This is a genomic window from Mesorhizobium sp. P2_E10, from assembly GCF_056404235.1.
In genome coordinates, this window is record NZ_JBFUEK010000017.1 from 45,667 (window position 1) to 61,583 (window position 15,917).

Here is a 15,917-nt window from a genome sequence, read left to right on the forward strand (position 1 = left end):
CAAGCCACCCCCAGGGAGGGTTTCTGTCAGGCGATCCGATCGATTGGGTTCGCTATCGCGCCCGCCATCCAAGTTTCCTCAGCAGGCGGTCGTCCGAACCGCTTCAAAAGGCCTTTCGCGATCTGACGTGGTACCGCTTGCGAAAACAGATATCCCTGACCGAGCTGACACCCGATCTCTGCAAGTAAAACGGCCTGGGCTTCGTTCTCGATGCCTTCGGCGATTGGATGTCGAGCTTGCGAGCGATGCCAACCAAGCCCTCGACGATGGCCAGGCTCGGATCTCCCTGGACAAGGCGATCAATGAAGGATTTGTCGATCTTGACGATATCGACCGGCACCGTCAGCAAATGCGTGAGCGAAGCGAAGCCGGTTCCGAAATCATCGAGCGCGACGCGCAGGCCATGGGCCCGCAACGCCTTGATCTCCCGAGCGACGACCGGATCGCGCTGGCCGAGATAGACCGACTCCGTGACCTCCAAAATGATGTGCTTCAACGGAACGTTCTCGCGGCCGAAGGCGGCTTCGAGACGCGCGTAAAGCGTGCCGCTATGAAAATCGGCTGAGGTAATGTTGATGCCGACATGCTGCAACGGAATACCTTGATCCAGCCACGAGCGCGCGTCGGCTGCGACGATCGCTATCATGCGTTCCGTCAGATTCGAAGCGACGCTGACATCGGACGTCGCCTGGTGAAACGCAGCGGCGGAAACGACCTCGCCATCCGGCTTGCGAAGGCGGCAGAGGGCCTCCATGCCGACGATCGCGCGGGTGTCGAGCCGCAGGATCGGCTGGTAGAACGCGTCGATCCGGCCTTCGCGCAAAGCCACGTCAACATCGCGGATCACCTCGATCCGGGTCTTGATTGCGCTGCCGATTCCCGGCGAGTACAGCACGAAGCCACCTCGCGAAGTTTCCTTGGCGTGGTAGAGCGCGAAATCGGCGTTTTGGCGCACGCTTTTCGCATCGATGTCCCCCGCCGACAGCACTGCGCCGCCGATGGTAGCCTGTGCCAGGATCATGTGCCCGTCGCAATCGGCGGGCACAGCCAGAGTGTCGAGAATATGACGCGCCGTGCTCTCGATGCCGGAGCGCGCGCCAGCTCGCTGAAGGATTACGACGAACTCGTCGCCGCCCATGCGAAACACACGGTCAGGCGCTACGCTTTCGGCGAGACGTGACCCCACCGCCTGTAGCAAAGCATCGCCGGCGGCATGGCCGAAGGTGTCGTTGATGGTCTTCAGGTTGTCGAGGTCGATGATCAGGACCGCCCAGGCGCTCGGTTGGCCAAAGGACAGCCGCTCCAGGGCGACGTCCAAACTCGCCCGGTTCGGCAGGTTGGTGAGGGCATCGATATAGGCGCCGTGCTCTCGCTCGACGACCCGCCGGTGACGCTCAAGCGCGATGGCGCACAGAGAGGTACAAGAGGCGACAACCTTCTCCTCGCGAGGGGTGGGGCCGCGTTTCTCCGGAAAGTACAGGGCAAAGGTGCCGAGCACAGCGCCCTCTGCATCGCAGATCGGGCTCGACCAGCAGGCCTTCAGGCCCAGCGCCAGGACCGGCTCCTTGAAGCCGATCCAGCGCGGGTCGGTCGCGATGTCCTTCACAGCCACGGCTTTTCCGAGATAGGCCGCACTGCCGCAGGAGCCCACCAGCGGGCCGATCATCAGGCCTTCGAGAAGAGCCATATATTCATTCGGCAAGCTGGAACCTGGGAGGGGATGCAACAACCCGTTACCGTCAACGCGCAGAACGGAACATCTGACGCCCGGCAACAGTTTCTCGATCCGGTGGCAAAGACGGTCCGTCGTCGCTTCGAGCGTCTCGCCCCTGGCGATCATTTCGAGAATAGTGTTCTGGAGATGCAGCATGTTAACCCGCCAATCCGCGTTCCTAAATACCCTGCTGGCATTCCTGGTGAAATCCCTTTGAGCAGATGCAGTGTACGAGATGATAATGTCGGGTAATTCTTTATAAGTTGGACGAACCCGTTTCGGTGAGGATCCGCGTTGAGCGGGGGGTGATTTCCTTGAGGCCAGCCCGGGCCTCTAGTTCCGGGACCACCGGCACGGCGATGTGATCCAGCCCATTTCGGTTGAGCGCCATACGTTAGCGATCACGGGTGATTTGGGCCGGTCGGGCTTCAATGACGGGGAAGGTGAAGGATTGACTGATAGGGTTTGCGGGCCGAGCTTGTCGGACGCTCAATCGCAAGCGTCATTTGAGGCACTTCCTCTCCCCCATGCAACTGGAAGACACGCTCGTCCAGGTCGGCGTGCGGAACGTTTCTGTCCATTGCATAGGCTTCTGAAGGTTACGCTGGAGCGTCCAGTTCCGAGCGCCGACGCGGCTGTGGACATGCCTGCGCTGCCGCATGAGGTCGAGGAAGGCCTCGACATTTCTTTCGGCTATCAGATATTCGACCTTGACCACGATCGGGCCGCTTCTTGGCTTCAGATTGAGAGTGACAGCTGGGGCGTCGAATTCCTCCAAAGAATCGGGCTCGGACTCGTGGCTCTCGCGAAGAGGAAACAGCACGCCGGCTGCGGCGACCAGCAACAGGGCTCCAGCGGAACCCTCCAGCGCCAAGGTCAGGGAATAGTTCTGGGAAGCCGTGCCCCATACCCAGCTGCCGGCAGCGATGCCGCCGTCTATCAATGCATAATAGATCGAGATGGTCCGCCCCACGACCCAGCGCGGGCTCGCCAGCTGTACGCTCACGCCAACCCCCGACCAGGCGGTGACCCAGCCCGCGCCGCCTAAGGCGAGCGCAATTTGAGCGGCATTTATATATCCTTTGGAAAATCCGTAATCTGCCGTCTCGGCAGGCACGAGGAATGCGGCTCGTGAAAATCACCGGGGAATTCATCCGAGGCTCGCTCCTCATTCAGCCTCGCCTCGACCATACAATTCGAAGGCCAGGTTGGCTTGACCGCCGGAGCAGGCGGAGCCTTGGGTCCCCGATGGCGCGCGGACGGGCCGGTGCGAAAGGTTCGGCGGGCGTTCGGGGCTTTCGAACTGGGTTGTCAAAATTTGCGGTTGAAATTTACTTTTACCGAATTGTTCGGTAGGGGATCAACACGCAGCGACTACTCTAGCGCGGGGGGTGAAAGAGTGATGCAGCGTCTGTCTGCCGCAAGGCTCGGTGACCTTCTGGCGGGCGACCTGCGGGCTTTTGGCGGGCCCTCGACGATCGAACCACTTGCCGGCCGCATTAGAGCGGAGCAGGTCAGTATCGTGCTTCGCAATACCCTTCTTGGCATGGTTGCGAATATACTCAATGCAGCCACTCTTGTTATGGCGGTTTGGGGCTCGCCCGACCAGACGAAAGCCATCGTCTGGGCGAGTGGGATCATCGTCGGCGCTGGTTTCGTGGGCTTGAGAGCGAGATCATCGTTTCGGTCAGTCAAACCAAGGTCGGTGTCTCGCCGGACTACGCAAAACCTGGTGCGGAACGCCTTCCTGTTCGGTACTTGGTGGGGCGCACTTCCCATTCTGTTCTTCAGTGGGGCAACAAGTGCCGCCCAGGTCGTCATCACCTGCCTGAGCGCAGGGATGATCGCAGGCGGTGCCGCTTCCTTTTACACGATTCCTATTGCGGCCATCGCGTATACGCTACCGATCTTCGTCGGTTCGGCGGTTGCCATTGTGCGGGTGGGAGACGCCGTCAATCTGCCCGTCGCAATCCTGATAGTGAGCTACGCCATCACGCTGTTTCGTGCAGTGCTTGCTCACGCGTCCGAATTTACCCAACGCTTCATTCTACAAGCGGAAAGTGAAAATGCCATTCGCAGGGATGTTCTAACGAGTCTGCCAAACCGGTTCAGCTTCAATGAGCGGCTCGAGAGCGCGTTGCTGGACGCAAAGCAGTTTGACCGACACTTTGCGTTACTGTTGTTCGATCTGAATAATTTCGACGAGGTGAATGATCACTTTGGTCGAGCAATGGCGGATGCCCTTTTGGTCGAAGTGGCTGCGAGACTTCGCAAATCAACGCGGGAGAGCGACGACATTGCTAGGTTGGAGGGCGGCGAATTTGCAATAATCGCTCCACGCGATATCAGGCCAGATCAAATCAGGTCCCTGGCTAAACAGATCATAGATGTCATGCGCGCGCCGTTATTGATCGAAGGCCGCGAAATATATTGTAAGGCCTCTATCGGCATCGCTTTGGCGCCCACTGACGGTTTGGATGCCAACCAGCTCCTGCGGTGCGTCGATACCGCGCTATACAGGGCCAAGACGCGGGGGGCGGGCTCCATCCAGTTTTTCAGCGCAAATGACGATGAAGCTGCTGCAAGGCGCCATGCCCTTGAGCGCGATCTGGCATCTGCGCTCGCCAATGACCAGCTCTGGCTTGCATTTCAACCCTTTCTCGACCTCGGGAGCGATCGCATCCGCGGTTTTGAAGCGCTTCTGCGCTGGCAGCATCCGACCCTCGGCGCGATTCCTCCATCGGAGTTCATTCCTATCGCAGAAGAAACCGGATTGATTCACGGCATCGGACATTGGGCCGCCAAGACGGCTTGCTTGGCCGCGGCACAATGGCCGCGCGACTTGCGGGTTTCCGTCAATTTGTCGGCAGTGYAGCTTAAGGACAAGGCCTTGCTGGATGGAATTGTAATGGCCTTGGCTGAAGCCGGTTTGGAGCCCCAAAGACTGGAGGTCGAGATCACGGAATCGGTGCTGATTTCCGATTTTGAAGACGCTATTTCATTATTAAAATCGTTGAGTTTTCTATCCATCACAGTTGCGCTTGACGATTTTGGCACTGGCTTTTCATCACTCACGTATCTTCGTAAATTGCCTCTTTCGCGGCTCAAGATCGACCGATCTTTTGTCCAGGATATGCTCACCGATGTGGACTGCGCCGCGATTGTGAGATCACTGATTGAACTGGCGCACGAGCTTCGAATCGAGGTAACGGCCGAAGGCGTCGAAACTCCCGAACAGCTCGACTATCTTCGCCGCGTCAGATGTGACGAAGCTCAAGGCTATTTAATCGGGAAACCTGTCCGGATAGACGACATTCTTTGCATTGCTGCGAAGCCGTTTGGTCAGTAGCTAAATACAAGAATGGCACGACCCGCACTTTGCCGGCGATGGTCTGGTTTTTTCTCGTATGCCAACGGTGACGAGGTGAGGCAACGGACGCCACCCGGCAACATTTTTCGTGAGGCAATGCGGTCTGCTTTCATCTTGATAGCAGACGATGCCACTCCGCGAACTCATCGGAATTTCCGACAGTTTTCTTGGCCATGGCAGGCGTCGGTTCCGGGGCAGCATCGTGGGATCTGTCCTTCAGGCAGTCCCAAGGCAAAGAACTGTTTTCGATCTGCTCGATTACAGATCCAGTGGCGAATGATGCAGCAAGATCGACAGCTTTGCGGCGGCGTGTGATCCGGATTGCCGACGAAAGAGCTTGGGCGGTTGTCCTGTAGCGGACCGGGCTCTTGCCGGAAATTCGGCGGATGGGGAGCAGGACGTTGAGAACCTGTCTGATCGGATTCATGGAAGCTCCCTTTTGACTATCGGCGGCAACCATATAACCAGCCGCGGCAACGAATGACAATTGCACGACGTGATTCCATCCTTCGTGCGCGACCACAGCAGCGGCCACGTGACGGAACTGACAAAACATCTCGGCACCGTGATCGTGAGGTCGGACGGCACCGGCCTGTCGGCTCCCACGGGCTGGGCAGCATCACGCCGCGTCATTTCTTTAAGGAGTTGGAACGCGCGGGATCGCTGGAGGAGCTGGTCGACAAGATGAGGCGGTTGCCGAGCCGCGCACGAAGAACGCGTGAGCTGGCGCGCCTGGTTTGGCTAGAGGAGAGGAGCGAGAGCCCATGGCCTGCAATGAAGCGATCAAACATTGCTATCGTGCAACCAAGCTGCCCGGTCGACTATCCGGACCGCGGCCTTCAATGCCAGTTCGCCTTGGAGCCGGCCCTTCCGCAATTGGTTCAGCACGCGGCGGAATCCGGCTGGACTAAGGACGAGATAGCCTCCGCGCTCCTCGAGGGGCAGCTACCGAGCGAAGCGTGATTTGATCGGGATACAGCGACCTGGATACGCAGCATCTGAAGTTCCTTCACTGCCAATCCCAGGCGACAACTTATCGGCGGTCAGCCCGATCAGGCTGATGTGCCTCTCGTATTCTCGTCGGCCATGGTGTGCCCGGATGGAGTTCTTTGTGCGGACGCCACTATCGTGGCGGCATCGTCGGAACAGGAAGAACGGTTTTTTCGCCTAAACCTTGATGAAGCCGGCATGAGTCAGCCGCAAGTGCTGCAGGCATGAATCCGCGAGGTTTCGCGGCGAGTGACTTGGTTCCTGTGCAGAGCCCATTTCCCGCTCTTTCGGCTTAATTCCCTTGTTCCAGCCCGGACCTTGCCGATCAACCCGCTTCGGGGTCGGACTACGCAAGCGTGCCGTCGCTCAAGGCTTCGCCATCGCGATGATCGCGGTCCCGGCTGGACCCGACGGGCGCCTGTCGAGCGGGGAATGGTCCCCGCGAACACGGGAGCCAAACAAATGTCGCACGAACTCAGCCTCGCTCAGAGCCACGCCTGGAACCTCGCTCGCACCCTGATGACGCCGGTCATCCTCTTCAAGGTCAATGACAACGAGTACGGCGTTCTCCCTGCCGAAGACCTCGACGGCGACGAGGTCGAGGCGATCGCCGAATACTGTCCATACACAGGAGGCCGGCCGGTTCATTGAACCGGCATCTATGCCACGGCGTGCCGCTTGCGAGCGGCAGGCCGCAAGGGAGGCTGCGCCGCGGCGGAAGCCGCGCCCTTGCGCCCTTTGCTCTTCGCGGCGGTCGCGGAGTGTTCCGCGAATTGTGTGGAAGAAATAGACTTGGAGAAAGGCGGACCGGAAGGCTGCCGGGAGAGAAAAAATGGAAAAGACGGATATAGAAGCGCTGCGCGGCCGGGTCGGCTGTGCGGCGGTGCTGGAGACGAGCGGCTTCACGGTCGACCTCAAGGAAAGCTCGCGCAAAGCGGTCAAATACCGTCGTGGCGACGATATCATCATTGTCATCCACGACGGCAAGGGATGGTTCGACCCGTTGTCGGATTCAAAGGGCGATGTCTATTTGCTGGTGCAGCATCTGGATGGCGGCGATTTCCTGGATGCCTTGGTGCAGGTAGCGTCGCTTGTGGGATTCGTGCCAAGCGAGCCCGAATGGAAACGGCAGTCCCGGGAGACCGAACCCGACTATTCCGTCACGGAACGATGGGCGGCGCGACGCAAGCCGTGGCGCGGGTCGGCGACCTGGCGCTATCTGCGCGATGAGCGGCACATTCCCGAACAGGTCATCGCGACAGCGATCGCTCAGGACGTTCTGAGGGAAGGCCCGCGCGGCAGCATGTGGGCTGCCCACAGCGACGCGGCTGGTATCGTCACTGGCTGGGAGGAGCGCGGCCCGCAATGGCGTGGTTTTGCGGCCGGAGGCGGCAAGGTGTTGTTCCGGTTGGGGACGGTGACAGCCGCTCGCATCTGCGTCACTGAAGCGGCGATCGACGCCATGAGCCTGGCCGCGATCGAACGGAACCAGCGCGACACGCTGTATGCCAGCACCGGCGGCGGTTGGTCGCCGGCGACGGACACGGCTCTTCGCCTGTTGGCAGGAAGGCCGAACACGCGGCTTGTAGCGGCCACCGACGCCAACCCGCAGGGTGAGACATTCGTATCGAGGCTGCGTGAGCTTGCCGGCGAGCTCGCCTGCGACTTTGAGCGGTTAAAGCCGCTCGCCGAAGACTGGAACGCGATGCTGCAGGACGCGGCATCCCCCTGACGGTGCCGATCACTCAACTGCCGCTGCAGAATTGAAGATCGCCGCCCCGCGCTTTGCCATGGTCATGTCAACTTGAAAGGGTGCGTCACGCGGCCATGACAGCCGGTTCGCACCGTCAAATTGGGGAGGGCAAGAAGGGAGAAAAGAAAAGGAAACCCGGCTGCCGCATGCCCGCCGGTCGCGTGCAAGGGTGAAGCTTCGCCCGGCTGCGCCGGCCCTTGACCCGCCCGGACGGAGAGGCGGCCGCGGGGAAGGGGTCATGAAGGGCTGAAGATGATGGGCATCCACGAGGATGCTGCGCGCTCAGCCCGACGAGGCCGAAGGAGCCCGCCGATGAACCCTTTTTCTCCCATCCGTAAAGTCTACCAGGGCATTGCCGACCGCCGGCAGATGTTCCGTTTGTTCGACCGCCATGCGCAGCGCCCGAACCGGGATCACGTCGATGCCGGATCTCTTTATAGCGGCGAGTGGTTTGGAGTCGGCCGCGTCGAGCACGACTACATGCTGGAGATCCTGCCACCGCTCTGGATGCGGGGCGAGATGTTCGCGTTGCGCGAGTTGCTTACCGACAGCATCACCAGCGTCTTCTACACGCTGCGCATCGACGGCAAAACGCGCTACTTCCATGCCTATTGCGATCTGAATGTGGCGCGATCGCCTGCCGAAATGCGCGATGCCATCGTCGAGCGCGAGTCCTGGCCGGTGAAGGCGATGACGCGCGAAGAGCGGCTGGAGCATATCTGGAGCGCCACCCACGACGAGTACCGTGGCTATGCCGGGGACCGCTGGCTGCCGGAGCATCACGGCAAGCGCACGGTGCTCTGTTATGGCGGTCGGCAGGGCGCCATGCTGAAGCTGCTCGACGAGCTCACCGATGATGAAATCGCGGCGAAGCTGCCGGTGCATCTGCGCCACCTTCCCCTGGCCGTTGCCGCGTGAGGGGGATGCGATGTTCACTTTTCCCATTCTTGCAGTTCGCAAGGTCATCGAGCGCGGAAAAACCGATGCCGCCAACAACGGCGGTTTTCGCAATCCCTACTATGGCCTCAAGCCCGGCCAGGGCGAGATCCCCGGCCTGTGGTTGGTCGGAGACGAGGGCGTGTATGTGCTTTCGAATGGCAAGCTCGCCGAGGGCCAGAAGGCGCTCCTTTGCTATTCCGAAGAATGCCACCCGATCGGCAACCCCGACTGGTTTCACTACAAGCAGCGCCATTTCGGTGGTGACGACGGCATCGAATTAATCGACGCCGAGCAACTGATCCCGCTGTTCGATCGCAACCTGCGCTGCACGCATCTGCGCGTGCAACTCACCGAGACCGAAGTCTCGCTCTCGCTGATCGCCCGCTAACCCCAGCAAACCTGCCAGCCCTTTCACGCGGACGCCAACGCCGTCCGCGCCATCGTGCTCGCCCTCAAATCCAAGGAGATTTTCCATGGCTGATGACGACCCCTTTACCATCGATCTGTTCGGCAGCACGGCCATTTCGTCCGGACTTGGCCTTGGCGTCACGGCCTTCGCGGCTGACTTCGGGCCGGGCGATGACGATGATCCCGATTCTTCGGCGCCTTCGCCGGTCACAGCGGCGGTTGCAGCCATGCAACCGACGCCGAAGCCTCGTCGGGTTAATGGACTGAACTTTCATCTTGCCGGCGATCGTGGGCTGGCCCGTGGCTGGAAGGATCGGGCCCGCGACAACATCGCTTCGATCCGGCTCGCCGCCGAGATCGAGGCCGATGAGCGCCCTGCCACGCGCGAGGAGCAGGAGTGGCTGATCCGGTTCACCGGCTTCGGCGCGTCCGACCTTGCCAAGGGTGTCTTCCGCCGCCCCGGCGAGATCGATTTTCGCAAAGGCTGGGCCGAGATCGGCTCGGACCTGGAAGATGCCGTCGGCGAGATCGACTATGCCTCGCTCGCACGCTGCACCCAATATGCCCATTTCACCCCGGAGTTCATCGTCCGGGCAATCTGGGCGGGCCTCCAGCGTCTCGGATGGCGCGGCGGTCGGGTTCTTGAACCAGGCGTCGGTACCGGCCTGTTTCCGGCACTGATGCCCCAGTCCCTGCGCGATGTTTCCCATGTCACCGGGATCGAACTCGATCCCGTCACCGCGCGCATCGCGCGGCTGTTGCAGCCGCAAGCGCGGATCATAGCCGGCGATTTCGCCCGCACCGACCTGCCGGCGAGCTTCGACCTCGCCATCGGCAATCCGCCGTTTTCCGATCGAACCGTGCGCTCTGATCGGGCGTATCGGTCGATGGCATTGCGGCTGCATGACTATTTTATCGCGCGCTCCGTCGACCTGCTGAAGCCGGGGGCTCTTGCCGCCTTCGTCACCAGCTGCGGCACTTTTGATAAGGCAGACAGCACCGCGCGCAAGCACATTGCGAAGTCGGCCGACCTGATTGCCGCGATGCGCTTGCCCGAGGGCAGTTTCCGAACTGACGCCGGCACGGACGTCGTGGTCGACATCCTCTTTTTCCGCAAGCGCAAGGTCGCCGAGCCCGAAGGTGATCTGTCCTGGCTCGACATCGAGGAAGTCCGCCAGGCGACGCAGGATGAAGGCGCGATCCGCGTGAACCGCTGGTTCGCGCGCCACCCGGATTTCGTGCTCGGCACGCATGCCACTATTTCGGGGCCTTACGGCGAGGCCTATTCCTGCCTGCCCCATCCCGGTGTCGATCTGGAGCGGGCGCTCACCGCAGCGATCTCCCTGCTTCCGGAAGCCATTTATGACGGCGAGCCGGACGAGATCGATCATGACGCCGAGGACAGTGCCGATGTCGTCGACGCCCTGCCGGAAGGCACCGGCGTGCGCGAGGGCAGTTTCTTCGTCGCGAAAAATACCGCCCTCGTCCAGATGATCGATGGCGCTGCTGTGACCATCACCGTGCGCAAGGGCGGCGCGAGCGAAGGCGTGCCGGAAAAGCACGCGCGGATAATCCGCAAATTGATCCCGATCCGTGATGCCGTGCGTGAAGTCCTGAAGGCCCAGGAGTTCGACCGGCCCTGGAAGCCGGCCCAGGTCAGGCTGCGCATCGCCTGGTCGAATTTTGTGCGCGCCTTCGGCCCCATCAACACGACCGTCGTTTCCACCAGCGAGGACGCCGAGACGGGCGAGGTCCGCGAAGTGCATCGCCGGCCGAACCTGCAGCCCTTCCTCGACGATCCCGATTGCTGGCTGGTCGCCTCCATCGAGGACTACGATCTCGAAACCAACACCGCCCGGCCGGGTCCGATTTTCACCGAGCGCGTCGTCGCGCCGCCCGCGGCACCCATCATCACAAGTGCTGCCGATGCGCTTGCCGTCGTGCTCAACGAACGCGGCCATGTCGACGTCGATCACATCGCTGAGCTGCTGCACGCCGATGCCGAAGCAGTCATCACCGAACTCGGCGACGCCATTTACCGGGATCCCGAGACCGGTTCCTGGCAAACGGCCGACGCCTATCTCTCCGGTCAGGTCCGCGACAAGCTCAAAGCCGCAAAAGCCGCTGCCGCACTCGACCCCGTCTTCGAGCGCAATGTGCGTGCCCTGGTCGTGGTTCAGCCGGCCGATCTTCGGCCTTCCGATATTACCGCGCGTCTTGGGAGCCCATGGATTCCCGCTGCCGATGTTGCCGCCTTCGTCAAGGAGACGATGGGTGCCGAGATCACGATCCATCATATGCCGGAGCTGGCATCGTGGACCGTCGAGGCGCGGCAATTGGGATGGATGGCGGCCGGCACGTCCGAATGGGGCACCGATCGCCGTCATGCCGGCGAGCTCATAGCCGACGCGCTGAACAGCCGGGTGCCGCAGATCTTCGATACGGTGAAGGACGGCCCTGCTGAAAAGCGCGTGCTCAATGTTGTGGATACGGAAGCCGCCAAGGAAAAGCTGCAGAAGATCAAGACCGCTTTCCAGAGGTGGATCTGGTCCGATCCCGACCGCACCGACCGGCTGGCGCGGGTCTATAATGACCGCTTCAACAACATCGCCCCCCGAAGATTCAACGGGGATCACCTGGAACTTCCAGGCGCCACCGGCGCCTTTTCTCTTTATGGGCACCAGAAGCGCGGCATCTGGCGCATTGTCTCGGCAGGGTCGACATATCTCGCCCATGCCGTCGGCGCTGGCAAGACCATGACGATTGCCGCGGCCGTCATGGAGCAGCGCCGGCTTGGCCTGATCGCCAAGGCCATGTTGGTCGTTCCCGGCCATTGCCTTGCACAGATGGCCCGCGAATTTCTGGCGCTCTATCCGACCGCGCGAATCCTGGTGGCCGATGAGACGAATTTTTCCAGGGACAAGCGACATCGCTTCCTGGCACGGGCGGCCACCGCCGGTTGGGATGCGATCATCATCACGCACAGCGCCTTCCGCTTCATCGGCGTGCCGTCGGCATTCGAGCAACAGATGATCCACGACGAACTGGAACTCTACGAGACGCTGCTGACAAAGGTCGAGAGCGACGACCGCGTCTCGCGCAAGCGCCTTGAGCGGTTGAAGGAGGGGCTCAAGGATCGGCTGGAGGCGCTGGCGACCCGTAAGGACGACCTGCTCACCATTTCCGAGATCGGTGTCGACCAGATCATCGTCGATGAAGCCCAGGAGTTCAGGAAGCTCAGCTTCGCCACCAACATGTCGACGCTCAAGGGCGTCGATCCAAACGGCTCGCAGCGGGCCTGGGATCTCTATGTGAAGTCCCGCTTCATCGAGACCAAGAACCCGGGCCGGGCGCTCGTGCTGGCCTCCGGCACGCCGATCACCAATACGCTTGGCGAGATGTTCTCGGTGCAGCGCTATCTCGGTTACGAGGCGCTGCTTCAGCGCGGCCTGCACGAGTTCGACGCCTGGGCTTCGACCTTCGGCGACGTCACGACTGAACTCGAATTGCAGCCATCCGGCAAATACAAGCCGGTGACGCGCTTCGCCACCTTCGTCAACGTGCCGGAGCTGATCGCCATGTTCCGCTCCTTCGCGGATGTGGTGATGCCGCAAGACCTTCGGGACTATGTGAAGGTGCCGGCGCTTTCGACCGGCGCACGTCAGATTATCACCGCCAAGCCGTCCGCGGCCTTCAAGCGTTACCAGATGGTGCTCGACGCCCGCATCAAGGCTATCGAGGAACGCGACCGTCCGGCAGAGCCTGGTGACGACATCCTGCTCTCGGTTATCACCGATGGCCGGCACGCTGCTATCGACCTGCGCCTGGTCGATCCGGACAATGACAATGAGACGGACAACAAGCTCAACGGCCTGATCGGTAATGCCTTCCGTATCTGGCAAGAAACAGCGGAAAGCAGCTATGTCCGCGCCGACGGCAAGCCGTTCGAGCTTCCGGGCGCAGCGCAGATGATTTTTTCCGACCTCGGCACGATCAGCGTCGAGAAAACCAGAGGCTTCTCGGCCTATCGCTGGATTCGCGACGAGCTGATCCGCAGGGGCGTTCCGGCATCGCAAATTGCCTTCATGCAGGACTTCAGGAAGTCGGAAGCCAAGCAGCGCCTGTTCGGTGATGTGCGCGCTGGAAAAATCCGGTTCCTGATCGGCTCCTCCGACACGATGGGCACCGGCGTCAACGCGCAACTCCGCCTCAAGGCGCTGCATCATCTCGACGTGCCGTGGCTTCCCTCCCAGATCGAGCAGCGCGAAGGCCGTATCCTGCGGCAGGGCAACCAGCACGAAGTCATCGATATCTTCGCCTACGCCACGGAAGGATCGATGGATGCCCAGATGTGGCAGAACAATGAGCGCAAGGCCCGGTTCATCGCGGCAGCCCTCTCCGGAGACACGTCCATTCGGCGGCTGGAGGATATGGGTGAGGGGCAGGCCAACCAGTTCGCTTTTGCCAAAGCGATCGCCTCGGGCGATCGGCGTCTGATGCAGAAGGCAGGTCTGGAGGCAGACATTGCCCGTCTGGAGCGCCTTCGCGCGGCCCACATTGATGACGAGCACGCCGTTCGGCGGCAAATCCGCGATGCCGAGCGCGATATCGAATGCTCGACCCGGCGCATCGGCGAGGTCGGGAAGGATATCGAGCGGCTCGTGCCGACGACCGGCGATGGGTTCAGCATGGTGGTCGGGGGCGAGGCGTTCACGCAGCGCAAACTCGCCGGTCGTGCGCTGATGAAGGAAATCCTCACTCTCGTGCAGCTTCAGAAGGAAGGAAAAACCACTATCGCCTCCATCGGCGGGTTCGACTTCGAATATTCCGGCGAGCGTTTCGGCAAGGACGGCTACCGCTACGCCACCATGCTGATGCGCACCGGCGCCGATGATGAGATCGAGCTGCCGGTGACCACCACGCCGCTTGGTGCGATTTCTCGCCTCGAGCACGCCTTGGCCGGCTTTGAGGGCGAGCAGGAACGATACCGCCAGCGTCTTGAGGATGCCGAGCGCCGGCTCACCTCCTATCGCTCGCGTGAGGGCGGCGAGTTTGGGTTCTCTGGTGAACTGGCTGAGAAGCGCGGGCAGCTTGCTGAAATCGAAACCGATCTTGCGTCTTCGATTGATGGCCAGGATCCACGTGCAGCCGCATAGCAGGCTCGATACAGGCTGCCGATCATTGTCAGCCATTGACCGGCGGCAAAGGTTCAAGGCCGCTCGGGTGCAGGCGATGCAGGAGGCGCGCCGAACTGCTTACCCATGTTGATACCACGTTTCGGTCATGCTCGGCTCCGGCCAGCCAGACCACATGACGTAGCGTCAAGAATCAGCTAACTGGATCATCGCGGCGGACCTGATTGGACCGTCCGGCCGGCGCCTGCCAGAGCCCCCCGCAAAAGCAGGCGCCGGCCTTTTAGCGCTTGAAAGGCGAGCAGTCCTATTGTTTCGTCTTGTCCCCATCCAGACACGAGGCAGTTGCGATGGACGACACCAAAGGCGGCGCAAACCACACGTCCGTTGAGATAGTCGAGGCCATGGGCGAGTGGTTCGTTCGTGTTGTTGGGAACGGCGAAGAACTTACCCGATCATTCGACCTAGAATCGGTCGCCCTTGCCTTCGCGGAAGGCCAGCGGATACGCCTAGGGCTTAAGGACTTCAAGCGGATCTGACCCGACTTCCGCGTTCACACCATAGCCGCCTAAATTCAGTTTGCTATCGATCCGTTGCGGATGGCCCTATGTGCCGATCAACTTCCGTTCTTCACCATAAGACGGCAGGACCAAAGTCTTGCCCCATGCGAGCAAAGGTCTGACCTAACCGCTTTGGTTCCGTACTTGTCCGTGGACGTTCCGTTATTTTAGCTAATCCGCATGTAATCGGCCCGTCACTTAGATGGATGACGGCCGCCTGTTTTATTGGTTTACAGCTTAGTCACGGCCAAAAAGAACGCGTCAATTTCGGCGTCGCTCTTGCCCAACGCCGCAAAGCCGGCCGCCATCATTGGCTCAGAATAGATCAGGCCCGGTTGCGTACTGGACATAGCTCAAATAGAGATGGGACAAATCCCACAAAAGGACCGACACATTGACAGAAGAATCCGACCACAGCACCGCCGAACTAGCCGAGCTTACTGCGGAGATTGTGTCCGCCTACGTAAGTAAGAACCCTGTACCGGCTACCGGCCTGCCTGAACTAATCGCATCCGTGCACATGTCTCTGTCCGGGCTTGGTACGCCGATCGCGCCTGTCGTTGAGCCGCAAACTCCTGCGGTCAACCCGAAGAAGTCGGTGACGCCAGACTTCATTATCTGCCTCGAAGACGGCAAGAAGTTCAAATCCCTGAAGCGGCACCTTAGCACGGACTTCGGTTTGACGCCGGACGCCTATCGCGAGAAGTGGGGCTTGCCGCGCGACTATCCGATGACGGCTCCGAATTACGCCGCTCAGCGCTCGCAATTGGCGAAGTCCATCGGGCTTGGCCGCAAGGCTGAACCCGTCGCACCAGCCAAGAAGGCACCTTCGAAACGGATAGCCAAAGTGTCCGCCACCACCTGACGCTACGTAACGACTCAGCTATGTCAAGGCGCGGCGGATCCCAATCCCGCCCGTGGCCGGCGCCATTCGGATAAGCTTCAGCGAGGGCGCCGGCCTTTGTTCTTAGCGTGGCGGAACTCGCCGGGCGAAGAAACCCCAACCACCTCAAGCCCGGCGAGCCTACACCTGATCAAAGTACGATCAGGA

At 60.9% G+C, this 15,917-nt stretch carries 9 protein-coding genes and 2 pseudogenes; 8 read left to right on the top strand and 3 right to left on the bottom strand.

Features of this window, described 5'->3' with window-relative positions; translation table 11 throughout:
- Positions 1-26: 26 nt before the first annotated feature.
- Together AC1D0N_RS27720 and AC1D0N_RS27725 are read right to left on the bottom strand one after the other, a co-directional pair.
- Positions 27-1,870 (bottom strand): annotated as a pseudogene (locus AC1D0N_RS27720) (sensor domain-containing phosphodiesterase).
- 272 nt (positions 1,871-2,142) lie between these two features.
- Positions 2,143-2,789: pseudogene (locus AC1D0N_RS27725) on the bottom strand (MFS transporter); the annotation flags it as partial.
- 327 nt (positions 2,790-3,116) lie between these two features.
- Here AC1D0N_RS27725 and AC1D0N_RS27730 point away from each other — a divergent pair.
- On the top strand, positions 3,117-5,063 hold the full coding sequence (locus AC1D0N_RS27730; RefSeq protein ID WP_477249328.1) for a putative bifunctional diguanylate cyclase/phosphodiesterase: 1,947 nt from the start codon (positions 3,117-3,119) through the stop codon (positions 5,061-5,063).
- Positions 5,064-5,193: 130 nt separating this feature from the next.
- Here the strand turns inward: AC1D0N_RS27730 and AC1D0N_RS27735 are convergent, their stop codons facing one another.
- The gene (locus AC1D0N_RS27735; RefSeq protein WP_477249330.1) at positions 5,194-5,511 is read right to left on the bottom strand and encodes a hypothetical protein; all 318 of its coding nucleotides are present in this window, start codon (positions 5,509-5,511) and stop codon (positions 5,194-5,196) included.
- Positions 5,512-6,536: 1,025 nt separating this feature from the next.
- Here AC1D0N_RS27735 and AC1D0N_RS27740 point away from each other — a divergent pair.
- The 7 genes from AC1D0N_RS27740 (at position 6,537) to AC1D0N_RS27770 (ending at position 15,731) form a co-directional block, all read left to right on the top strand.
- Positions 6,537-6,725, top strand: a complete 189-nt coding sequence (locus AC1D0N_RS27740) for a hypothetical protein (RefSeq protein WP_006205770.1) — start codon at positions 6,537-6,539, stop codon at positions 6,723-6,725.
- A 181-nt stretch (positions 6,726-6,906) separates the two neighbouring features.
- Entirely contained in the window at positions 6,907-7,806 is a 900-nt protein-coding gene (locus AC1D0N_RS27745) for a DUF3991 and toprim domain-containing protein (protein WP_477249332.1), read from the top strand.
- 333 nt (positions 7,807-8,139) lie between these two features.
- Positions 8,140-8,745, top strand: coding sequence for a DUF1419 domain-containing protein (locus tag AC1D0N_RS27750; protein ID WP_258598196.1), 606 nt, complete (start codon positions 8,140-8,142; stop codon positions 8,743-8,745).
- A gap of 10 nt (positions 8,746-8,755) precedes the next feature.
- Positions 8,756-9,154 carry a DUF3085 domain-containing protein gene (locus tag AC1D0N_RS27755; RefSeq protein WP_477249334.1) on the top strand — a complete coding sequence of 133 codons (399 nt, stop codon included), beginning with the start codon at positions 8,756-8,758 and terminating at the stop codon, positions 9,152-9,154.
- Between the two features lie 85 nt (positions 9,155-9,239).
- Positions 9,240-14,330 carry a helicase-related protein gene (locus AC1D0N_RS27760; protein WP_477249336.1) on the top strand — a complete coding sequence of 1,697 codons (5,091 nt, stop codon included), beginning with the start codon at positions 9,240-9,242 and terminating at the stop codon, positions 14,328-14,330.
- Between the two features lie 326 nt (positions 14,331-14,656).
- Positions 14,657-14,845, top strand: a complete 189-nt coding sequence (locus tag AC1D0N_RS27765) for a hypothetical protein (RefSeq protein WP_006205775.1) — start codon at positions 14,657-14,659, stop codon at positions 14,843-14,845.
- A 415-nt stretch (positions 14,846-15,260) separates the two neighbouring features.
- The gene (locus AC1D0N_RS27770) at positions 15,261-15,731 is read left to right on the top strand and encodes a Ros/MucR family transcriptional regulator (RefSeq protein ID WP_477249338.1); all 471 of its coding nucleotides are present in this window, start codon (positions 15,261-15,263) and stop codon (positions 15,729-15,731) included.
- The last annotated feature ends 186 nt before the right edge of the window (positions 15,732-15,917 follow it).